The organism is Symploca atlantica LB2515, from assembly GCF_052546295.1.
Window position 1 is genome coordinate 4,746,390 of the sequence record NZ_JBQWMT010000001.1, and the last position, 22,804, is coordinate 4,769,193.

Sequence of the window (22,804 nt, forward strand, 5' to 3'; positions counted from 1 at the left end):
TCGATAAGAAAAATTAACCGCAGATGTACAAGAGACTCACTATAGATAGAATAGGCGTTTCTCCCAATCCATCTAGGATTGCTATATGAAGAAACCAGTGGTTGCCATCGGACTAGACGCAGCCGATCCAGTTTTGCTCGAAACTTGGATGTCTCAGGGATACCTGAAAAATCTCCAGCAAATACGGGAACAGGGAGCCTATGGTAGGTTAACTAACCTTAATTATTACCAAGCTGAAACACCCTGGACAACTTTTTTGACGGGTTGCCTACCACAAAAAATAGGCTATTGGACACCGTTAAAATTACAAGAAGGCAGCTACGATGTTGCAGTAATTGAAGCCTATGATTTTATTGAATATCCACCTTTTTATGCCTTAGGAGATGACTATCGGGTAGCCGCATTTGACTTACCTCAGTCCACACTCTCGAATCAAGTCAACGGCTTACAAGTTTTAGCTTGGGGAGCACACTCACCCCAAACACCGAGTCATTCTCAACCGCCGCAGTTATGGCAGGAATTAAACCGCCACTATGGCCGACATCCAGCACTTCAAAAAGATCACGGAGATTGGTGGGATAAAGCTTATCTCAACCGTCTCCAAAAAGCCTTGCTTACGGGTATTGAACGGCGCATTGCTATTTGTCGAAACCTACTGCGCCAGGAAAAATGGGATCTCTTTTTGACGGTTTTTAGTGAAACCCACTCAGCAGCTCATGACTTGTGGTATCTAAGTCAATCAGGTCATCCCCTCTATCAGCATAAGCCGGGAGGTGGTTACTGTGAAGATCCCCTACTAGCAGTTTTTGAAGCTGTAGACCGGGCACTAGGAGAAATTATAGCTGAGGTGCCAGATGACACCTACACGGTAGTATTTTCCACCCACGGCAGTGGTCACAACACCACTGATGTCGGTAGTATGTTACTGTTGCCTGAGTTTCTCTATCGGTTCAGTTTCCCAGGTAAGGCAATGATTGCTCAAGGCAAGCCAGGAAGTTCCCCGCCGCCAATAGTCACCTCTCCTAGGCGGAAAACTTGGACAGGGGAAGTCTGGGAGCGCAAGTATGAGCCAAATCTAATTAAAAGGACACTCAGACACTTCTTACCCAGTAAGTTTCACCAATATTTGGATCAATTTTTGGGCACTTACCCAGAAGATTTGCTCTCTCCTATGCAGTTGCAGAAGCAAGGACATCCGTTATTTTGGCAGCCGACGATGTGGTATCGTCCCTTGTGGCCGAAGATGAAGGCTTTTGCCCTACCCAGCTTTTCCGAAGGCTATATCCGCATTAACCTCAAAGGACGCGAGCCTAATGGCATTGTATCAACTGCTGAGTATGACACTCTGTGTGAAGAGTTGACACAGCACCTCTATCAACTTAGGAACGCTCGCACAGGGGAAGCGGTGGTAAAACAAGTGATGCGGACGCGCCAGTCAGGGGATGAGCACCAGGCTAAACTACCAGATGCTGATTTAGTGGTAATGTGGCAAGAGCCGCCTGCGGAGGTGATTGATCATCCTAACTACGGACGTATTGGCCCAGTCCCCTACCGACGCACTGGTAGCCACCGTCCACGAGGATTTGTGAGCGTAAATGGACCGGGAATTGAGGCTGGTTCTACTTTCCTAGAGAGTCATGCCGTCAATCTAGCACCAACAATTTTGGAGTTAATGGGAGTCCCAATTCCTGAATACTTTGACGGCAAACCTCTGCTAGTTAAACAACCATGAAACTATCAGGCGTGATCAAGCTAGCTGGCACATCCTTGAGCAAAGCCAAAATTTCATTACTGTCGATTACTTGAATCAGGCTATCATTCTGGGAACTACCATCGCCCTGGAAAACTGCCAGATTCTCCAACGTCAAACCGCCAGATAGTCCTAGCAAATCTGTACCAACTTCAAAGTCAAGGATCATATCAGTTCCAGTGGTTGGTGCTAAGACAAATATGTCTTTGCCAGCATTGCCTTCGAGTCGGTCATCGGCACCACCACCTGCGATTATATCGTCACCAGCACCACCTTTGATGATGTTGACACCAGCATTCCCTGTCAGTTGGTCATCATAGGCTGTACCGATCAGGTTTTCAAGATTGCTGAGGCTGTCTTGACTACTGCTGAGCCAGCTATACCAATTATCGGCTATTTTTGCGTAACCCTCTGCGGAGGGATGCATACCATCGTAGATGTCAGCCGTGGTTAGTGAACGGAAATTATCGACAAAAGTAACTTTTTTGCCTTGAGCAATTTTGTCAGATACTGTATCCGGCAGATATTGATTGAACGCTATAGCATTTTCATTCTTGGTTAGACTATCCTCGATCGGTGGAATCGAAGAAACTAATAGATGAGTATTAGGTAACTCAGTGGTAATTTGATCAATTAAGGCACTGAGATTTTCATCAGCCGCCTCAGCATCGCCAAACTTGGCATTATTAGTACCAGCCATTAGCAGTACTATGTCCGGCTGGTAGCTAGCTAGCTTCTGATTGAGGTCAATATCATTAGCAATTTGCTCGATGGTAAATCCACGATGTCCTTCATGATCTCCATCAATAGCGTTCGGACCATTGTTGAGGGAACCCACAAAATCTATGGCACTACTGACACCAGTGGCGACAAATTTGTCCCACAAAAGCTTGCGGTAGCCGCCACTCTCTGTATTAAGTGGGAGAGTGCTATCCCGACTATTAATCACTCCGTAAGTAACGGAGTCACCCAAGGGCATAATCTTCAGAGGTATGTCAGATGAAGGTGCAAATGTTCTAGTAACAACACCTGCACTCAAGTCTGCAATAATGCCACCAGTCGCCTGAGCATAACTAACTGTATCAATACCTTTGCCACCGTTAAAGGTATTATTGCCAGCACCTGCAATTATGAGGTCATCGCCTGCAGCCGCTTTAATGGTGTCATCGCCTGCACCACCGTTGAAGATTTCGTTTTCTTGAGAACCATTGATGGCGTTGTTCTGTCCATCTCCCCAAAGAGTATCGTCAGCATCCTCGAAAGCTAAAGTTAAACTAGTGCCATCTCCCACAGGAAGGAACTGGAGAGAGTCAATGCGGGCAAACTCGTTACCATTGCTGATAGCGCTGATTTGTATGAAGTCTCCGGTGTTGACTTTCAGTTCAGCGAAAATCGTCTGTTGTACCCGATTCTGGTTGCTGAGGCTACTGTGACCTAGGTCTTCATCTAAAGTAAAGGCAGACTCATTGCCTGCAATCTTTACCGCCACAGCAGACTTTCCATCGTTCTCATCGAAGTAGTTTACAATCACCTTATAAGTATCAGAGTTACCGGTGAATTGAGTTATGGCTACGCCTTGGGTTCCCTGATCACCGAGAATCTTGATTACTTGATCTCCTGAAGCGAGGCCTGGTGTTGCCTCTACTTGATAGTTGCTCAAGATCATGTCCTCAGCTTCAATAAGGACTGGTAGGCTACTCTTTAACGGAGTAATGGGGTCAACCGCTTCGTAAGTCTCTTCTAAGATGAGAGGAGTTTCTGCTGTGGGTATTGCCTCCGGGGTCATAATTTGGCTGATTTCCTCCTCGGAAGCTGGAGTAGGCGTTGACTCAATTGGGTTAGGGTTTGGGAGTATCTCTTCAGTTTCCCAGAAGATGGGGTCGATATTATTGATATCTGGCGGTGTAATGGGAGCAACCGTCTCGTAATTGTTTTCTAGTAGAGGAGTTGTCTCTTGGTTAGGTGTTCCCTCGGTGGTCAGAATCTCTGCTGATTCAGCTTGCTTGGGATTTGAGAAAACATCCTCTGTTTCAGTCAACAGAGGATTGCCATAATTTATTAGAGTAATGGGGTCGTAGAGTTCGTTAGCTACAGCAAAATTGTTCTCGCCTCCGGCACCAATGGCTTGTGCGGTTTCTGCCATGGCAACTTGTAGCCAAGTAGCCTCGTCCCAGATATATGTCATTTTTGATGCTCCAAAAAGATTGCTTTAGTTGACTGATAAGGCGTTTTTAAGTCTTGCAACCAATCTCAAAAACAGGATTATGTGTCTTTACACAGAACCTGTAAAAAAATTTAGGTATTTAAAACCCCAGCTCACTTTTTTTGCTGATCTCTGTGCAAGGGTTTGGGGAATTTCAGCGTAAGTACTACACAAAAAGTTAAGTAATTGTCTAGGGAAGTAACTATTAGTCAATTTACTGAATAATTCAATTTATTCGAGTAAAATCAATCTCAGCAATTACTTAACTTTCTACTTACATCAATCTGTGATTCCCACCTCTTATTTTGCAACAAAAAGTATAAAGGTAGTTTAAAATTTAAGTAAAGATTCTGTAAAGCAGGGAAAGATCAATAAACAAAATGTGATTTACTGTTGAATCTCTCCTTCTTTATTGATCAAAAATTGCCTTGTTTTTAAGCAGGTAAAAATCCAGAAAGAATTTACGCTTTTCCCAGTTACAAAGTGCTAATTTAACTTAAGAAGTATGCTGTTAACAATACGACTTTGATCATCAAATATTTATTTAACAAATATGCGTTCAAAAAAGCCTGATTGCACCAATCCTAAAAAATCCATTATACAGATATTTGATCATTGTAAAACTAATTCTAATATCACCTATTTAAAGAGACCTCAGCCTTAATTAAGGCAACCACTGGGGATGAAATCCTGGTAAAAGCTGTTCAGGTTTTAACTTTGTCGGGGGTTCTGATAGTGTAGTATCCACTAAAGGCAATAGCCAAAGAAGACCACTCGCGATCGCTTGTCCTTCATCAGTTCTTAAACTATCCTTGGCTGAAGGGGCTTGGGTAACTTTCTGATCAAAGAGCAAAGCTAAGCCATCTGGGGACAAATCCATTTGAATATCTCGTTGCTCTGGTAAGACAACTAAAGGCTTGACAAAAGAGGTAGTATTGTCGTCAGTTTTCTTGAGATCAATTGCTGCCAAGAAGGGTTGTTCTCGATACTCTTCCCCTTCAATTAGTTGAGTTAGTAGACAGTAAAGATGAGTCTTTGCAGGAGCAAACTGGCAGCTAATAACTGAACCAGTTGTGCGCAGTAGTTCCTGCTGAAAACCCTGATTGGTGACCAAAAAGAGCGAGCGAGTGTAATCATTGTTAAACTTTACCATTGCTGCTGCTGAACCATCATTAGCAAAACTGAGAACTCTACCAAACTTAGGTAAAAAATCTAACGGTTCAGTAGAAGACTTCAAGGGCAGAATTGCCACACCTTGACCTTGAGCAACTGCTACAGAGGCGCTGTCAGGAGCAATCAAAAATTCACCCCCCGGCTGATTTTGCAATGGTCGTAGATTACCATCAGCCTGTATTATCCAAATACCAAAATCACCAGCATTTTGCTTATTAACTCTTTGGACAATAATCGTTTGACCATCAGCAGACAAGTCAAATTTCAGATTGTTGTATTCTTCACTATCCAAAACTAATTTAATTTTGCCAGCCGTTTTCGAGGAGACTAACTTCTCAGCCGAGGATTGAAAAGATAATCCCGTAGTCACGGTATAAAGTTGTTGGGCAAGCAAACCTTGATCTTGACTTCCAAGAATACTGGCAGAAAATAAAATTTGCTCACCCTCTGGGTAAGATTTAAACTCCTTGACTACTAAATCTTGGGGAGTCAGGATAGTTTTTTGACTCTGAGTAAGGTTATAGAGAATTAACCTTCCCCGTTCTTCTCCCTCAACGCCCACATAGGCAAAAGCGCGATCTCGTGTGCGAAAAGAAGCCTCAAAAGACTCTATTGATATCCCATTGCTGCCCTGAGAAAACTGATCTTTTGCCCCATCGAGTTGCACTTCATATTGATTGCCATAGGGTACGGGAGAAAGGGGGGTATAAGCCATGCGACGACCCGCCCAACTAAATTTTCCTGGAACAGGTGGACTTATTTGCAGATTTTCTTCCACACTGGCATGATTCATCGGGCGGTTAAAAGTTAGGATAAAGGCAGTATCCTGAGCGCCTACCTGTTTGTTATCCCAACTAAAGTTGCGTACGCGGGGTCTACTGTGATCGCCACTCAACAGCAATATCCCAATTAATAGGCTCAGCACTAACATTACCGCCAACGCCACGCGATCTATAGGTTGGAGTAACTTTTTAAACCTCAAGGTTTGATCCGATATGTTGAACATGAGTATTGCAGAGTTAAGTCAGACAGTTTTTGTATTGCATTTCACTAACAAAGGAGGTGAAATGCAATACAAAAACCAAGCTGGAGTGATGACGATATTAGCAAATCCCAATACTCACCCAATATTTTCTGAATCAGCTAGCTACTGCTGCATCAGACTATTTTACCTTTATCGGGGCAATACCCCAGAGATTAAAGTATTGCCTGCTTAACTTAGAATGGCAGCGAAAAACTACTCCATAACCATGCCGTGTCTCTAGTTAACTTACTGGTCAACTCAATGGTTGTGGTTGTCCATCTTCAGGAATCCGGTCAATTTCAATGCAGAAAGTGCCTTTAAAGCCGGTTCCTTTCACATCAAAATGCCAGCCATCGTTGACTTTTCTCATCTTATCTTCCGGTTGCGGCTCAAAACCTGGTTGAGAAAATCGCTCGTTAGTGTGGAGGTAGATTTCTAGTGGCTTTTTAGTGACCAGAGCACGCACGTAATAATGTTTGCGGAAAATTAGGTTGTCAGAGAAACCAATACCAAGAAGATCGCGCTCACCCACATAAAAATCTAGCCTGAGCACCATGTCTTTGGGTTCAATACTGTCATCTTCCAGAATTGACATGGTATCGAGGTGGCCTTCCCAAATCAGTTTTCGCTCATCCGCCCAATTAAAAGCAGGGTTTTCGTCGCTCAAATCCTCTTTATTAAAGGGACCATAGCAGTTTTCCGCTTCCTCACTCTGGTGAAAAAGCTCGAAGTCCACACCACGCGGTTTAATGGAAACGCCAAAGAAAAACTCACTTTTGCCAAACCAATCTTTCCCACGGGTAACTTCAGCTTTGACTAGACGAAGGCGCGATCGCACATTGCCCAAAAAAAAGCGTGTCGCGATCTCAAAAGACTCGCGAGAGGTAAGCAGTGAGTCAAAACCACCGTGGGATTTGTGAACAAATGTTCGGGGGACTCCGGGAATTTGAGCAGAGGCTTGCTTAACTAGCCCATCAGAGCGATTGTAGTTAGATCCGTACTCGCCGGAAACGGAAAAGAAGCGGTTTAGCAAAGCACTAGCTTGAGAATTATAAGACTGATAGTTAGTGCCAACTACTGCGAGCAAGCGTTCTGGAGGAAAGTGATTCTGAAAATTACGGTAGGAAGCTGGGTTTTCTGGCTTATTTTGAAAGTCAGGATTGAAATTTTCTAGTTCCTGGGCCGCATCAATTTCCGGCCAATTTTGCACGATTTGAAAGCTAACGCCTTGGTGGGGAGTCCCCAAGGTGACAATTTTATTGATATAGTCCTCAGCTTTCAGACCTTTCTTGGGATAGGCAACTTGAACCGCCTGACGAACCAGCAACCCACCCATAGAATGAGCTAGGATATTCACCTTTGGCTTAACACCATCCTGCATGGCGGTTAGTTCTTGAATTAGCTCGATCAGTCGGACAAGCGCTTCGCCGTAGGCTTCAAATCTTCGATCATTAAGGTCATAGTAGCGAAATACCCAAAGAGAGCGGCAGAGATCTTCTGTAGACTCAATCAGATAAAGCGCCATTCCTGGGTCAATGACAATCTTGTTTCCCGCAAAAAAACCCTGCTCTTTGAGGTGTTTGAATTTATTAATAACGCCTTTATCTGCTAATCTCTGTAGCTTCTCTGGCAAAATGGAGCCATTGGCACTCATCTGCTCCAAATACTCAAGTTTCTTGGGAAGAGCTAGGTCATCATTAATTTCTTTGCTGTAATAACCGACAACATTAGTCGCATCTTGATACCGCCAGTTTGACTTGAGAAAGCGTAGAACTAATCCCTCATAGATATAGTTTTCTCCCTTTTTGTGATGGTAAACGCTACCTTGCTCAAATCCTTGATAAGCAAGTTTTTTCTCTCCTTCAGGATTAAGACCGCCAAACCCACGGATTAATATTAGTGGTTGAGGACGACGTGTTTGACTTGAGTGATGACCGGTCATTAGCTCTCCTTTAGCTCTCCTATAGAATCTGTCTGTTAAGTTGGATATATGGATGAATGGCACTGATTTAAGAAAATTCATCTCAACCGATCAATCCTTGTCTAGGGGGTTTCTTACTAGGCACTCTGTCCGACGGACAGTTCAAGCTACGCGTGCAGGTCGTGCAGTCCTGTCCTCCCCAATGGGGGGTTTTCCCCTCCAACTCCCCCATGGGGATTTTTAGCGACAAACGGCTATTTCCTACTTCAGCCAGTACCATTCAATATATATATATAGCTATCTGACTCTATATACTTCATTTTTATTGGTCAATCAGGTTTTTAAGTCTCAATCATTGCTCTAACGATAATCAGCAATTGCGCCAATTTCGGGGTAAGGTATAGGTAGTTGCTACTCTACAAAACTAGGTTAAAACTTTCCCATACCCTAGGCACCACTTGAAGTAAGACTGGGCGAGTATCAAAGCGCCATTGAGCTTCACTTATTGCTACCAATAATGACAATAAAACCGAAGTTGCAAGATTCTGCACCGCCGGAGAAGGCAGCGGAAAAGGACGCGCTTCCTAACAGCTAGTGATTCAAATCACCTAAGCGCGATAATTCTGTCACATTTGTTTACTATCCTTAATCACTATAAGTTGTCTCTATCGATCACCTAGTATTTTCGTTATTTCGCTGATAGTAGAAATACAGAGTTACTCGGTAAATTTATGAGACACACTGAAGTCTGCTTCCCTAAATTCCCAGTTCGTCAAGTCGCTGGTCGTATTATTTCCCTTCGCAAAATTTCTCGCCTTGACCAACAACTTTTTATGACTGCTCTGCTATCTAAAAAATTACTATCATCGGAAGAAAAAATTTTAGTTGAGCAAGTGTATCAAGGCTTGCACTCTGGCTTGATTAAAGTGGTCGAATAGACCATTGTCTGGTAAGAATTTACTAATTTCCCAAAGGGATTTGACGACTCTGTAACTAGCTTTATTTTTTAAACTTTATAATGTTTTTTGCCTCAAGCATCAGCTTAGCTTGCGGTATTTCACCCTATCGGGACTTAAACGAAAATAAAGAGTTAATAAAGGTATAATTTAGGCATGGCAGCCATTTGACATTAGAGTGTAAGACATGAAAGAGACAACCCCCGCCGCCATGCCTCCTTGCTTCGATAGATGGTGCAAACGCTTTGATGATGTCTGGAGACATCAAGCGCAAAAAAGGGAGTTTAGGAACTATATTGGGGGATTATTAGGGGAAAGTGAAGGAAAAAACCTGTCTCAAATGGCGGATAACGCGGTGGGAGTGACTTACCACCGATTACATCATTTTTTAACGGAAGCCCCCTGGAATGCTCAACAGGTAAATGAGCGGCGTCTACTGGTGATGAATCAGTGTAGCCCAACCCGAATAAGTAGAGGATTCACGTTAATTGTAGATGACTCAGGACATAGGAAAAGTGGCAATTTCACGGCGGGAGTAGGACGACAGTACATTGGAGAAATCGGGAAGACAGACAACGGAATAGTAGTGGTAACAACTCATCTATATGATGGGAAAAAAAGCCTACCGTTAGATATAGAGTTATCTCAACACGCTAGTTCTTTAGCTGAAGGAAAAAAAGATATTGAATTCCAGAAAAAGCCGGAGTTAGGCTTAGCATTAATTGACCGCAGCATGAACAGAGGATATCGACCGGGTATCGTATTAATTGATGCTGGGTATGGAAATAACACAACGTTTTTGCTGGAACTGGAAAAAAGGAAACTCAAGTATATAGGAGGATTAGCCAAAAACCGTAAGGTGATAATTGAAATAGGGATAAGTCAACGAGAAGAGATTCGCCTAGATAAGTTAGCCGAATCCTTGTCGCCAAAAGATTTTACCCCTGTTCAAATCAATCTAGATAAACTGAAAACCGTTTGGGTGGCTCCTGTAGAAGTTGAACTCTCACAGCTTGAAGGAAAGAGAACAATTGCTATCGTCATGAATGCCTCAACCTTCGACCAAGCTAGTGATGTTGACTATTTTATTACCAATGTTGAATCAACAAAAGCCACAGCCGATTGGATAGTAACTACCTACTCTCAAAGAAATTGGGTAGAAGTTTTCTATCGGGAAGCCAAAGGCTGGTTGGGTTTATCTGAATATCAAGTCAGAGATTATAGAAGCCTGATAAGACATTTCATGCTTGTGTTTTGTGCCTATACATTTATTTTATGGCACACTTTAACCGGAGGATTAAGACGGCGTTGGGCATCGAAACCTTTAAACACCTTTACTGAAGCATTAGAGGCGTTTCGGACAGCGATGTCTTTCCGTTTTATGGAGTGGTTGAACCACAATCGGGACGTATTCTTTGCTCACAAAGCTGCTTTGGGCTTTGTTTGGGCTTGAAATCTGTCTAAGTCCCACTATTAACTTACTTCAAATTCTAGAGGTACAGGAAACAGTACCATGGCTCCAGTAGTAATTTAAAATAAATTGTTCATTTTCAGGCAAGTACCCCTATCGCAAGTTAGCTTAAAAGACGAAGAGTTAGGAAATTTGCAGCTATGACCGCTCATGAAGTGTTAATGTTGTTTTTGCTACTAAGCCCTGGTATTTTACTGTCAGTAATCATCATGGGGACTTTTGCCGCAGGCGGATGATTTGGTCAATTACACTCCCAAATAGCGCTAAGACGATCTGGGTAAATGGTTTCTCAGAGAAAAACGCAGGGGTAGTGACCAAGTATGAGGGTTCCTCATCACAGCAAAACTCCCCTATAACCTACTAGGTGTTACGGGGGAGCTTACTTGTGTCCAACAGCACGACGTCAGGACGTCTATTGCTCAGTTCGCTTAGAGGAATCATTGGGCTTTTTACCGTGATGCGGTTTTTGTCGCAAGGTAACTGAGTCGTACATAGTTTCTTCGAGTTCCATACGTTGTTCCATTTGACGCAGGAAATAGCCAGTCATCATCGCTGAAGCCAGCAATCCAGCTAAGTTTTCTCGATCAGTTGTGATTTGTACGTTGAAATGTTCCGAGGGAAGCATACCTACCAGTCCCTGAACATTTTGAGAAATTATCTGTTGAATTTCCGGGCTTGCGGATTTAGCAACCCTAGATAATACATCGGGTGATTGGTGCTGGAGATAATTCAGCAGTTGGTTAGTTTGATCGGCGTCATCTTCGGGTTGGGAATTGAGGAAGTCAGCGTTAAATACCATTATGGAGTCTGAGATTTGACTTACTTAGTCTCTACTCTAAACGATTGTGATGTCAGCCAACCTGCACTTTTCCTAATTAATTGTAGTCCTATAGGCGTAAATTTCAGGCACAGAAGCTTTTGTAAAGAAACTATGAAGTTGCTCTCAGGAGTGAGAATAGGGTTCAAGCGGTGGGAGTAATTGGTCAACTTCAAAATGTCGATGGAATTTATCGGTGACTTGTAACCAGTAGGAACGCCCCTCAGTTTGTCGACGTTTCTTGACAAATCCCAACTCAACAAGTTCCTGGATATGTTGATAAGCACCACTACCCCGCAGGTTGATCAAATCAGCTTGAGCAATAGGGTTTTTGAGTGCGATCGCGGCTAAAGTTCTCAAAGCACCTGTTCCCAATTCAGGGGGAACTAAGTCTTTCATTAAAGGATGAAAAGAGGAACGTAACTGCAAGCTATAACCAGCAGGCGTCTCTACTACTTCTAGAGCGCTATCCCGATGAGCATAATCTGCCATCAGTTCAATCAGGGCGTCTTCGGCATACTCGCGATCGCATCCGGCATATTCGGCAATTTCTGCAATCGAGAGAGTTTCTCCTTTCAGGTAGAGAATTGCTTCTATCTGGGTTGCTAAACGAGGCATGGGCAATCTTAGCTCGAAGATTTTAGATTTTAGAGGAGTTGACCATTTTAAATCTAGACATGTCAATTATTTTTTTGCCTGAGCTAGCTTCTCCCTAATCAGCAACATGATTACTGCCTGGGTTGTTATACTGGGGCTTATCCCAAGGAAGGATTTGCCAGCATTCCAGGAGCCAGCAATTATCAATCAATTAACCCCACAGGAACAGCTCATTGCTTCTCGCTTTAACCAGCATTACCGGGGCGAAGCCTTTGAATTGCCAGCAGAAGTGGAAGCTATGCCCATTTTCCAAGACTGGGTAACAGATAAACTCACAGATTTACTGGTTTCTCCCTTCTGGGAAATGCAGCAGCCAAAAAAGAACCAACACTGTTTAGACATTGGTTGTGGTGTAAGCTTTTTGGTCTATCTTTGGCGAGATTGGGGAGCATTTTTTTACGGTCAAGAAATTAGTACAGTGGCGCAGCAGGCTTTAAATACTCGTGCTCCTCAACTCAACTCCAAGCTGTTTAACGGTGTCAAATTTGGCTCAGCTCAAGAGATACAGTATGATGATGCCCAGTTTGACTTGGTAATTGCTACTGGCTGGAGCTGCTATTATCCCCCAGATTACTGGCTAAAAGTTATGCAGGAGGTCAAGCGGGTACTCAAGCCAGAAGGTGTCTTTGTTTTTGACATCCTCAACCCGGAAAAGCCCCTAGCGGAAGACTGGGCTGTTTTAGAAACCTATCTAGGGGCGGAAGTGTTTTTTGAGCCACTAGTAAACTGGGACAAAGTACTCAAAGAATCTGGGGCTAAGGTAATCAAACAATCAGAGGGAGAGTTGTTTGAGCTGTACAAAACCAGTTTTTAGCCACCAAAACTCACTCTCCAGTCACTGAGAGTCCCTCAACCCAGACTCTGGGACAAACGCCACCGGGAGTTAACTCAGCTTCTTGTTCCACAAAAATGATCGACTTTAAAACCTCCAGAAAATCTCCAGCAATAGTTGCAGAGTCAATGCTAGTTTTCTTGCCCTTTTCCACCAACCAACCATCGAATGGTAAAGAAAAAGAACCTTGCAAAGCATTAACTCCCGCATGGAGAGCAGTAAGCTCATCAACTAGAATTACCTTATCAGCATCATCAAGGCTGTAGGATTGCTCCGCCGACGTGCCACTTATCACATGGTAAAAGTTAGGACTAACCGTCACTTTGGCCCCAATATTAGCATTACCTGTGGGTTGAGTATTGAGCCGTTTGGCTGTACCAGAACTGTGCAGGAAACTGGTCAAAACTCCATCAGTAATTAGAGGGACACGTCGAGTCGGTGTACCTTCGCCATCAAAAGTCTCTGCTGAAATGTTATCTGGATGTAGTGCATCATCATAGACCGAAATTAGGGGAGAGGCAATTTGCTCGCCGAGAGATTCGGGGGTAGAAAGGCTTTGCTTATCCAGAATACTCTGGGCATTGAACAAGTTAGAAAAGGCTCCCAGCAAGCTGAGGAAGGCTTCTGCCGAAAATACTACCCGATACTTACCAGTCTTGATTTTCTGGTAGTTTAGATGGCTGATGGTTTTTTCGGCTGCTTCTTGGAGACAGCCATCAATGTCTAAATGTTCTAAATCTCGGCTAATTTTGAAAGCACCAGCACTGCGCGGTTTTTTGCCTTCTTCCTCAGTTTTGCTGTAGAGATAGATTGAGGCATAAGAACGAGCTTCATCTCTGAGTGCACCCTCGCTATTCAGATAGAAGCGGTCAATATCTCTTTGAGATAAACCGTTATAGGGCACTCCTTTGATTGCTGGATGAGCCGCAATTAGCTCTTTTTCGGTAACAATTAGTTTTTCGATGAGCTGGGAAACTGGCGCTTGGGGTGCCTTGTCGTTAGGGATATCGGCAGTAGGGGCACCAGATTCCGGGCTAAAGTCAGGTGTGTTTTCCTTTACTCCAAAAAAACTTGCTTCGTAGGCAGTTTTGAGAGCTAATTCAATGCCATTGGGGTCAACACTCGTGGTTGAAGTAACTCCCATAGTATTGTCTTCGTTCCAAACTCGCACAATAACACTAGAGCGATTGGAAGCTTTGACTTGCTTAGGTTCTCCCTGGTCAACTTTTACGCTGGTTTCGTCAACTGCTGAGCCGTAGATGTCGTATTTTTTGATCTTAAGTTGACGGGCGCTGGTTTCCGCGTAGGAGGCAATTTCTTTGGTGTTGGGCATGATCGTTTTTATTGGTCAAAATTAACCATCGTAGTGCGGGCATCTTCCCCGCTTTGTGTAATTTTAGGGAGCAAGCTGCTCCCACTAGCAATTTTTTGCCAACTTGGCATGCTCCCGTGGCAAGCCTCGGTGTGTTGTGTTTATAGTCTGAATTTACGGGTTACCTAGCGTCCACCTACGGTGATGGAATCTACTTTAATATGAGGCTGTCCTACGGTGACATATATGCTGCCACTGACAGAGCCACAGAAACCAGAAGCTAAGCCTATATCTTGAGAACACATGGAAATTTTATTCATAATTTCCTTAGCTTCACCGATGAGAATTGCTCCTTTGAGGGGTTTGGTGATTTTGCCATTTTCGATGAGATAGGCTTCTTCCACACCAAAGTTGAACTCACCTGTAGCGCCAACGCTACCGCCTCCCATCTTTTTACAGTAAATACCTTTATCAATCGAGGCAAATAAGTCTTCTACGGAGTAGTCTCCGGGGGCAATATAAGTATTGCGCATCCTACTAGCTGCGGCAAAGGTATAACCTTGGCGACGTCCGCTTCCTGTTCTGGGGTGTCCAGTACGCAAAGAACCTGTACGATCCGCTAAGAAATTCTTGAGAATTCCTTTTTCAATTAACAATGTTCTCTGTGCTGGCATACCTTCGTCGTCCATATCAATGGTGCCGAAGGCGTTTTCTGATAGTCCTTCATCCCAAGCGGTTAGGCTTTCGTGAGCAATTTTTTCGCCTTTCTTGTCGAGGAAAGGAGTAGTTTTTTGTTCAATTTGAGTGGTTTCTAGCAAATGTCCGCAGGCTTCGTGGAAGATGACGCCGCCAAATTCATTTGCCATGATAATCGGGTAAGTCCCCGACTCCACATATTCGGCATAGAGCATTCTTCCTGCTGATTCTGCGACTGCTTCAGCCGTCGCTTGATACTGCCAATTCCGTAGGAAACTAGGATCACTGGTGCTACCAAGACGCTGATTGATGGAAGAACGATTGGCACCATCAGCGCACAGCAGATTGTAACCTACCGACTGAGTTAAGCGAATATCTCTAGCAAAGGTGCCGTCACTGGCTGCGACTAGAACTTCTTGCCAATCCCGGAAATAAGTGGCTCGTCTGGATTGTACATGATCAGCTTTGAGATTCAGCTTGGCGTTAGCATCCAGCAGCACTTCTCCCATTTCCTGCATTGAGCTACATTCAGGTAACCAGGCTTCTTTGCCTTTAGCTGTGGCGTAGTCTCGCAGCAGTTCTAGGTTAATTTCTGGGACATAAGAGTTGGGGTTTGGCAGTTCTAGTCCCAGGATAGATAAACCCTTTTCCAGGGCGGTTTTGAGCCCATTAAAGGACAAATCATTGGTACTGACGTAGCAGTCAGCTTTACCGCGAAATACCCTGACACCAGCCCCAGTTGAGAGTCGCGGTGAAATACTGGTAATGGTGTCATCTTCTGCAAGACAGCTAATGTAGTTGACTCGCTCTAAGAAAAATTCAATAAAATCAGCACCTGCTGCACGTCCTAATCCAAGGAGAGTCGAGAGGGGAGCTTCCCAGGTTTGATCAAAGCAATTCTGTGTGGAGCTGTATTTTAAGGTAGGCAATTCTCTAGACAGAAGTAGGGTAGGCGGCATATAGAGCTTCCTGTGTTTGCAGAATATCGAGTTGGATTGGCTATTCTTGTGTTTTTTTAGTGTAGCGAATTTGTCAGAAGCCCCGGTTGGCATCAGTGGGGTGGATGAGGTTCGGTATTCCTCAAATTTCTCTCTCGTGGCTATTAGAGACTGGCTAAGGATTTGGCGACTAAATACTATTGCTCAAAGTAATCTAAAGGTCAGCATTGCCTGGTACAGGATGGCGGGAGTTTAGCAACTATCGTGCGGGAATCTTGCCCGCGTGAGTTCTACAAGGAATTATCCAATGATTGAGTGCGGGAGTCTTGCCCGCGTGAGCGAGACGCTCACACTACCAATGGTTGGCAGATTAAAGCCGAAGTCTACTAGGAATTCTCCAATGATTAAGTCCCTTTTATTTGGGCTATCTGTTTCATTTGAATTCGCAATTTGCTAAGTTAGTATAAGCAAGCAAACTCAAGGGTAGACACGGTGGTCAGTATGAAAATAGATAAAATATTAAAAATTTATGCATATTATTACTCGTTCCAGACTCACCCATTTCTGGGGAAAGCACCCTGATGCAGAAACTAGTTTGTGCTTATGGTACAAACTCACCTCTCTAGCTAAGTGGCAGAATTTTGTAGAGTTACGTCAAGTTTTCCCTTCAGCCGACTTAGTTGGTAATCTCACAGTATTTAACATTGGCGGCAACAAATATCGGCTTATTGGTTTGGTAGATTACGAGTATCAAAAAGTCTTTATCCGCCATGTGCTAACTCACGCGGAATATGACAAACAAAACTGGAAAAATGACAAGTGGCTCGCGTAGTTCTAGTGCCTATATAGAATTACTTAAAGCCTTTCCTCCTCGTCCAATCAACTCTGAGGAAGAATTTCTGGCAACCCAAAAGGTCATCGATTCGCTTATTGATTGCGGCACGTTAACGCCAGACGAGAAAGATTATCTTAATGTTTTAGGTTCTTTAGTCTACGAGTACGAACAGAAACGCGAGTCTATACCGGATATTCAGGGGGTAGAATTGCTCAAAGCTCTGCTCGATGAATTTGGTTTGCGGCAAAAAGATTTAGTTCCTATTTTCAAAACCGAATCTATTGTTTCGGCAGTGCTGAATGGTCAACGACAGCTTACAGTCAGTCATATTCGTAAGCTTGCTGAGTTTTTTCATACCTCGCCTGCGGCATTTTTTGAGTAAGTTTAGGATAAATGCGATCGCATCTAAAATAGTGCGAGCATCTTGCTCGCTTTTGGTTAATAGTTAGGTCAGAGATTTGTGCTTAAGTCAAGAAACACATTGAAAATTGACACAAATTGTTTTTTTTATTGGGCTTGATCAAAATTAATGGCGTAGCTTGTTTATAGTTGGACTGCCTACAATTCCCTTGACTAGAATTGATTGCACTTATTTCTGATAGATGAGAAATCATGAGTGTTAATGAAACAGATGATCTTACAGAACTGAGACTCTGGTTAAAGCGCCTGGTAGCTGGATTTAGTGCTGTGGGATTATTAGTAGTTTTGCCTTTTCTTTGGTGGCTGAATGTTACTCCCATTCAAGAGCAAGAAGCAATCCTCAACGTAAAAGATTTTTTCGAGCTTAAGCATCAGGCAATTAACTTAGTTACTACATCTATTCAAATTCTTGCCACAGTTTTTGGTGGCATAGCTATTCTGTTCAATGTCTACTATGGAGCTAAACGAGCTAAAGCTTTTGAGAAGAATGCGATTGCAGCGACAGAAAATGCGATCGCTGCCACCAAAAATGCTGAGGTAGCAGAACAGGGACAAATCACAGAACGTTTTACTAAGGCGATTGAACAACTTGGTTCTGATAATATATCAATCCGTTTAGGTGGAATTTATGCTCTAGAAAGTATTGCTGAATATTCCCAAAATGGTGAATGGTCGGAAAAATACTACTGGACAGTTATGGAAGTTTTATCAGCTTTTGTGCGAGAAAATGCTCCTTTGAAGGACGATTTAGAGGATGAGGGTGAACAGCAGCAAAAAAAACCTCGCACTGACATTCAAGCAGCACTTACCGTTATTGGACGGCGTGATATAGAGAAAGATCCCGAAAATCAGAGACTTAATTTAAATAAGGTAGATATTGCAGGTGCAAACCTCAGAGAAGCTAACCTGCAAGGGGCAATTTTTAGGGAAGCTAACCTGCAAGGGGCAATTTTTAGGGAAGCTAACCTGCAAAGTGTAAAGTTTGATTTAGCCAATTTACAAGGTGCAAATTTATATCAAGCTAACCTGCAAGGGGCAGACCTCACAAAAGCCCAACTACAGGGGACAGATCTTGGAAATGCCAACCTAAAACAGGCATGCATTATTGAAGCAGATCTCCAAGGAGCAATTCTCACAGAAGCTAATCTGGAAGGTGCATTCCTAAATAAAAGCAACCTGCAACAGACGAACCTTCTGGCAGCTAATCTCAAAGGAGTACAGCTTAGTTACGCCGACTTGCAAAAGTCATTCCTTAAATTAGCTAAGATGCAAAGTACACGCCTTTGTAAGGCCAAATTACAAGGGGCAGACATCAGACAAGCTGACTTCTTAGGAGCAAGCCTCTTGAACGCAAACCTGGAAGGAGCAGACCTTACGAATGCCAAAAACCTCAATTCACAGGAAATTTTGTCGGCATACGGAGATAGCACAACTATTCTGCCAGACTATGTAGAAAGACCAGCACGTTGGATGTAATTAGAGAAAGACAAACTTTTCCCTTGGTGCATCATCAACCCTCGGTCAGGAATGCACACCCGCATAGTTGGACGCTTTCGCAGTCGCAGTGATGCACCAAGGGCACCTACAACTGTTGCGACGCATGATACCCCACCTGCACTTTGAAATTATCTTTGATGTACCCACAGAACCATGTGACTTCATCGAAAGCTTACCCTTCGGAGGACATCTTTGAGCTTGAGATTCTGGTATGATCGTTGAGCTAATTTAACATCTCAATCCAAAAAGGAAACGCTGAATTGACGAATGAATTGACGAATCACTCATTTTGGTTTTATTGGTTCGTCTTCTTCGGGGTGATTCTTGCCAGATACTTTTTCATCGCTGGGGGAGCTTACTGGTTCTGCTATTCGGCTCTAGGGAAACTCCTGGTCAAACGGAGCTTGCATAAATCGCCCCCGTTGGGTCAGTCGATTCAAAGGGATATCAAATTATCGCTGCTCTCGGCAGTAGTTTTTGCCTTTTGTGCCGCGCTGATCATGTCAGGATACCATGGGGGGTTAACCCTGTTGTACCTTGACCCGTACCAATATGGACTGTGGTATTTGGGGGTCAGCTTCATAGCAGTGCTGCTTCTACAGGATGCCTATTTTTACTTGATCCATCGGTTGTTTCACAACCGGTTGTTCTATAAATGGATGCACTATGGTCACCATCGCTCAGGAGATTCAACACCATGGACATCTTTTGCCTTCGACCCACCAGAGGCATTTATACAGGCGGTCTTTTTTATCGGTGTAGTCTTTATTATCCCCATCCATTTCATCACCCTGCTCGCCGTGCTACTGACAATGACCATCTGGGCCGTATGGAATCATCTAGGATTTGAGATATTTCCCTCGTCGTTTTCCCGCCACTGGCTCGGAAGATGGCTTATTGGCCCAACACACCACGCCATTCATCATCGTAGGTATACAGTCCACTACGGGTTGTACTTCACATTTTGGGATAAATTGTTTGGCACTCAAGACCCTAATTACGAGAATGATTTTGATCTTGTTTTAAGGAATTAATCTCTTGATTAACAACCTCTAGTGTTATCGTACATTATTGAAATTGTAGTAAAAAAAATAGTAGTTTTCTTGCCAGAAAAAGTACTACTTACATCGCTAAATTGATTCTTTTAAGGATTACCTAGAAGAACTAAAAGGAATAAATATTGCTCATTTTTTTTAAAAATCTTATGAGTAATACTGCATTGCCCGTAACATAAGTTTTATCTAAAAAATACGATTTTCTTATCCCATCACTCATTTTTTTATGCCAACAACTGCAATTTACAGCATGTAGAGATTTGAGTGATTTATAACTTAATCTAGCAGTACGTATATTGTTTAAATAGGGTATAATATTGTGTATAAGGTCTATACAGAGGTTACCCAGGCGCTACACCAGAACAAAAGGGAAAACCCTCAACCTCAAGAAACATCTTTGTAGCGATTACAGGTAACTGATATTAGCTGAGGTACGAGCTGAATATCTGTCAGGATGACAGTTAATTGACTCATGCACCTCTGGCAACTGGATATACCCTAGACGATGAAGGATTCGTCAATAACTAAGCAATTGAGCGTGATATGCGCTCGGCAGAATTTCCTTCATCAAAACAGCAGTGGCACGATACAGCAGATTGCCAGTTAGTGAAGTAAAGAAGATCCTACCCGCGCTATTGCGCCCCCTCCCCTTGGTAAGAGAAGGGGTGTATTGGCTTAGAGGTAAAGCACTGCATCTTCTTAGGAGTATGATTTCTCCTGTTCTTTGCTATGACACTGAGTTTCTAGGTGTAGTTGAAAATCTGCATTTGCATCAAACAGAGTAAATCCCATACCCCGAAATGTCTTAACAGCTAGGTTTTGTGAATTTAAACCAACCTCAGCAATTGAGATAAGCATTAAATTTAGGAGTCATTATGTCGAAAGAAAAAAAAGGTAACAGAGAATCCAAAAAGCCAAAAGGACAATCAGAGGGGAACAAAAAGGAAAAGAAAGATCCCAAAAGGCACGATGGATTGCCAGGTAAGTAGCTTTAGTTCTGCCTTTAGTTAAAAATTTCGTTGGATCATCAGTCTCTAAACGACAGAGGCAAGGTATACAAAGTTTCAAGAGGTAAGCCAATATGGCTAAGCTTTACAACAATCCCGCACTCCAGGAAGAAGCTTGGGATAAGCCAATACAAATTATTCTCCCTAGAAAAAATGAATCTCTTTACGATTGGATTGAAAGTACAGGTAGATTCAAATTGAATGAGGCAGATAAATCCCATAACGATGAGGTAAAAGAAGATCTAGAAGATCTTCTGGAAACACCAATTTACAATCAGGATCAAGAAGAAGAAGATAAAGAAGGTTGGGTTAGTTAGGAACGATAGCACAAGCACTGCCGTCGATGATCCTCGCCTTGTTACTGTCTCACTATCGGCAAATTGCTCACGGATATCGGTCGAGTAAATCTGTAAACATTTGAAGGGAAAGGCATTATTGAGGATTTTTATGCTTTAATGCACAACTAGTTAGCCACAACATTTTTATCGCCAAAGGCTTCCTCTATATCAATCAATTTTTCTTTAGCGATGGGTGCAACAACAAAAGGCTATTGGTCTGCATTGGCAAGGGTATCCTCAAGAACCGCCTACCTCTTCGGTGTAATTAGCACCCTGATAACGTTAGGGTCATGTTCTTTTGAAGTTTCAGCGGGTACTTTATACCTAGAATTACAACCCCCAGTTAAAACTCAAACACCCTTCTTCCCTGAAACTAATGTAAGACGCTGGGTTGAAGTTGATTTGTCCGAACAGCAGTTAGTAGCTTGGGAGGGCAATATGGCTCGCTATACATTCCCTGTTTCTACCGGCAAAGACTCTACACCAACCCCAACCGGCAGCTTTACTATCCAATCTAAGCACCGCTCTACACGGATGCGCGGCTCAGGTTACAATATACCCGACGTTCCCTACGCTATGTACTACTCTGGTAACTACGCCTTACATGGTGCCTATTGGCATAGCAATTTTGGTTCGCGTGTGACTCATGGCTGCATTAATTTGACAGTAGATAATGCGAATCAGTTATACGAATGGGCATCCCTAGGTACGATGGTTGTAGTACGTAACTAGCTAGTAATGCTATTTCTGAGCGTATTTAGTGCCAATAAAGTCAATTTTTGGCTTCTAGTTGCTGACGCACTAAAGCAGCCAAACGTTGAGCACTGTCTGTCACTGCCAGAGTTCCTGCTTTTTGAGTCATTGCCTGCAATTGCTGGGGTGAGTTGAGTAAATTTAGCACCTCAGTTTCCAGCAGTTGGGGTGTTAGTTCCACTTGAGGGAAAACTAAAGCAGCCCCAGCCTCAACGAAGCTAGCAGCATTATAGGCTTGGTGGTCTTCGGCAGCAAAAGGATAGGGAATTAAGATAGCTGGCGTCTTAGTGATCGCAAGTTCGGTCAAAGTTCCCGCGCCTGCACGACTGATAGCTAAATTCGCTCTTTGCAGTAGCCCCGCCATATTGTGATAAAAAGGCAGATGTATATATTGAGGGTGCTCCAAGGTAGCAGTATCTGGGTCATTTTGACCTGTCAAATGAACAATCCAAGCACCAGCCTCAAACCAAGTCGGGGCGCACTGACGTACTAATTGATTCACCGCAACTGCGCCTTGAGAACCTCCAACCACGACAATCAAAGGTACATCGTCAGGAATTGCTAACTCAAGCTTCTGGGATTCTTGAAAACTGGAGCGCACTGGTGTACCGACACAGATTGTTTTACCCTTGGGTAAATACTGGGAAGCTGCTTCAAAACCAATAGCAGCTTTACTGCACAGAGGACTTAACCAGCGAGTTACTTTACCGGGGATGGCGTTGGACTCGTGAATAATTACGGGTAAACCCAGTAAGCGTGCAGCCACAATTGCTGGCCAAGCAATATAGCCGCCAGTGGTAAAGACGCCATCAAATTTACGCGCTTTTAGCAGTCGTCTTACCTGAGCAATTGCTACAGTTAAGCGTCCGAAAATTTTTACAGTTCCCAGACCAAAGCTCTGTTGAAAGCCTTCAACGACGATAGTGTGGAAAGGATACTGATCTGGTATCAGCTCTTTTTCAACACGATTAGGGACGCCCAGCCACTCAATTTGGTAATCTGGCAGTTGTTGGGCTAAAGCGATCGCAGGAAATAGATGTCCACCAGTACCACTAGCAGCAATCAGCAAGCGAATCGGTGTGTTAGACAAAGTTAATCTTTCTCCTCGAGGTAGCTTTAATTTTCAGTAACGTCTTCTTCCCTAGTGAC

General features: G+C 43.4%; 20 protein-coding genes. 12 read left to right on the forward strand and 8 right to left on the reverse strand.

All coding sequences use genetic code 11. From position 1 onward, the window contains the following. The first annotated feature begins 85 nt into the window (after nt 1–85). A complete protein-coding gene (locus tag ACT7WV_RS19660; protein WP_445104514.1) occupies nt 86–1,732 on the forward strand; it encodes an alkaline phosphatase family protein in 1,647 nt (548 codons plus the stop codon). Here the strand turns inward: ACT7WV_RS19660 and ACT7WV_RS19665 are convergent. Together ACT7WV_RS19665 and ACT7WV_RS19670 are read right to left on the reverse strand one after the other, a co-directional pair. Further along, nucleotides 1,719–3,935: a GDSL-type esterase/lipase family protein gene (locus ACT7WV_RS19665; protein ID WP_445104515.1), complete on the reverse strand. Its 2,217-nt coding sequence runs from the start codon at nt 3,933–3,935 to the stop codon at nt 1,719–1,721. The two genes, ACT7WV_RS19660 and ACT7WV_RS19665, sit on opposite strands and share 14 nt — an antisense overlap. Before the next feature lie 682 nt (nt 3,936–4,617). Beyond that, nucleotides 4,618–6,132 (reverse strand): Ig-like domain-containing domain, encoded by a 1,515-nt coding sequence (locus ACT7WV_RS19670; RefSeq protein WP_445104516.1) that lies wholly within the window; start codon nt 6,130–6,132, stop codon nt 4,618–4,620. Nucleotides 6,133–6,193: 61 nt separating this feature from the next. On the opposite strand from ACT7WV_RS19670, the gene ACT7WV_RS19675 reads away from it, so the two are divergent. Continuing rightward, complete coding sequence (locus ACT7WV_RS19675; protein WP_445104517.1) at nt 6,194–6,343, forward strand: hypothetical protein; 150 nt, start codon at nt 6,194–6,196, stop codon at nt 6,341–6,343. A 60-nt stretch (nt 6,344–6,403) separates the two neighbouring features. Here ACT7WV_RS19675 and ACT7WV_RS19680 read toward each other — a convergent pair whose 3' ends face one another. Continuing rightward, nucleotides 6,404–8,092 (reverse strand): PGAP1-like alpha/beta domain-containing protein, encoded by a 1,689-nt coding sequence (locus ACT7WV_RS19680; RefSeq protein WP_445104518.1) that lies wholly within the window; start codon nt 8,090–8,092, stop codon nt 6,404–6,406. 710 nt (nt 8,093–8,802) lie between these two features. Between ACT7WV_RS19680 and ACT7WV_RS19685 the strand changes: the two genes are divergently transcribed. Then, entirely contained in the window at nt 8,803–9,009 is a 207-nt protein-coding gene (locus ACT7WV_RS19685) for a hypothetical protein (protein WP_445104519.1), read from the forward strand. A gap of 205 nt (nt 9,010–9,214) precedes the next feature. Beyond that, the gene (locus ACT7WV_RS19690) at nt 9,215–10,480 is read left to right on the forward strand and encodes an IS701 family transposase (RefSeq protein ID WP_445101297.1); all 1,266 of its coding nucleotides are present in this window, start codon (nt 9,215–9,217) and stop codon (nt 10,478–10,480) included. A 430-nt stretch (nt 10,481–10,910) separates the two neighbouring features. On the opposite strand, the gene ACT7WV_RS19695 is transcribed toward ACT7WV_RS19690, so the two are convergent. Both ACT7WV_RS19695 and scpB read right to left on the reverse strand, forming a co-directional pair. Further along, entirely contained in the window at nt 10,911–11,297 is a 387-nt protein-coding gene (locus tag ACT7WV_RS19695; protein WP_445104520.1) for a DUF760 domain-containing protein, read from the reverse strand. Between the two features lie 144 nt (nt 11,298–11,441). Further along, a complete protein-coding gene (gene scpB / locus ACT7WV_RS19700; protein ID WP_445104521.1) occupies nt 11,442–11,933 on the reverse strand; it encodes an SMC-Scp complex subunit ScpB in 492 nt (163 codons plus the stop codon). A 106-nt stretch (nt 11,934–12,039) separates the two neighbouring features. Here scpB and ACT7WV_RS19705 point away from each other — a divergent pair, with 106 nt between their 5' ends. Beyond that, on the forward strand, nt 12,040–12,786 hold the full coding sequence (locus ACT7WV_RS19705) for a class I SAM-dependent methyltransferase (RefSeq protein WP_445104522.1): 747 nt from the start codon (nt 12,040–12,042) through the stop codon (nt 12,784–12,786). Between the two features lie 10 nt (nt 12,787–12,796). Here ACT7WV_RS19705 and ACT7WV_RS19710 read toward each other — a convergent pair whose 3' ends face one another. Both ACT7WV_RS19710 and ACT7WV_RS19715 read right to left on the reverse strand, forming a co-directional pair. Next, nucleotides 12,797–14,137 (reverse strand): TldD/PmbA family protein, encoded by a 1,341-nt coding sequence (locus ACT7WV_RS19710; RefSeq protein WP_445104523.1) that lies wholly within the window; start codon nt 14,135–14,137, stop codon nt 12,797–12,799. A gap of 164 nt (nt 14,138–14,301) precedes the next feature. Next, complete coding sequence (locus ACT7WV_RS19715) at nt 14,302–15,771, reverse strand: TldD/PmbA family protein (protein WP_445104524.1); 1,470 nt, start codon at nt 15,769–15,771, stop codon at nt 14,302–14,304. 508 nt (nt 15,772–16,279) lie between these two features. Between ACT7WV_RS19715 and ACT7WV_RS19720 the strand changes: the two genes are divergently transcribed. The 7 genes from ACT7WV_RS19720 to ACT7WV_RS19750 all read left to right on the forward strand — a co-directional run bounded on the left by ACT7WV_RS19720 (nt 16,280) and on the right by ACT7WV_RS19750 (nt 21,634). Next, nucleotides 16,280–16,582: a type II toxin-antitoxin system HigB family toxin gene (locus ACT7WV_RS19720; RefSeq protein WP_445104525.1), complete on the forward strand. Its 303-nt coding sequence runs from the start codon at nt 16,280–16,282 to the stop codon at nt 16,580–16,582. Continuing rightward, on the forward strand, nt 16,563–16,967 hold the full coding sequence (locus ACT7WV_RS19725; RefSeq protein WP_445104526.1) for a helix-turn-helix domain-containing protein: 405 nt from the start codon (nt 16,563–16,565) through the stop codon (nt 16,965–16,967). The genes ACT7WV_RS19720 and ACT7WV_RS19725 overlap by 20 nt, the downstream gene beginning before the upstream one ends. Before the next feature lie 230 nt (nt 16,968–17,197). Beyond that, nucleotides 17,198–18,481 carry a pentapeptide repeat-containing protein gene (locus ACT7WV_RS19730; protein WP_445104527.1) on the forward strand — a complete coding sequence of 428 codons (1,284 nt, stop codon included), beginning with the start codon at nt 17,198–17,200 and terminating at the stop codon, nt 18,479–18,481. A 91-nt stretch (nt 18,482–18,572) separates the two neighbouring features. Further along, nucleotides 18,573–18,698, forward strand: a complete 126-nt coding sequence (locus tag ACT7WV_RS19735; RefSeq protein WP_445104528.1) for a hypothetical protein — start codon at nt 18,573–18,575, stop codon at nt 18,696–18,698. Between the two features lie 76 nt (nt 18,699–18,774). Then, nucleotides 18,775–19,536, forward strand: a complete 762-nt coding sequence (locus tag ACT7WV_RS19740) for a sterol desaturase family protein (RefSeq protein ID WP_463424279.1) — start codon at nt 18,775–18,777, stop codon at nt 19,534–19,536. Between the two features lie 1,102 nt (nt 19,537–20,638). After that, nucleotides 20,639–20,881 carry a DUF3134 family protein gene (locus ACT7WV_RS19745; RefSeq protein ID WP_445104529.1) on the forward strand — a complete coding sequence of 81 codons (243 nt, stop codon included), beginning with the start codon at nt 20,639–20,641 and terminating at the stop codon, nt 20,879–20,881. A 210-nt stretch (nt 20,882–21,091) separates the two neighbouring features. After that, a complete protein-coding gene (locus tag ACT7WV_RS19750) occupies nt 21,092–21,634 on the forward strand; it encodes a L,D-transpeptidase (protein WP_445104530.1) in 543 nt (180 codons plus the stop codon). 40 nt (nt 21,635–21,674) lie between these two features. Here the strand turns inward: ACT7WV_RS19750 and murG are convergent, their stop codons facing one another. Continuing rightward, complete coding sequence (gene murG, locus ACT7WV_RS19755; protein WP_445104531.1) at nt 21,675–22,745, reverse strand: undecaprenyldiphospho-muramoylpentapeptide beta-N-acetylglucosaminyltransferase; 1,071 nt, start codon at nt 22,743–22,745, stop codon at nt 21,675–21,677. Nucleotides 22,746–22,804 lie beyond the last annotated feature (59 nt).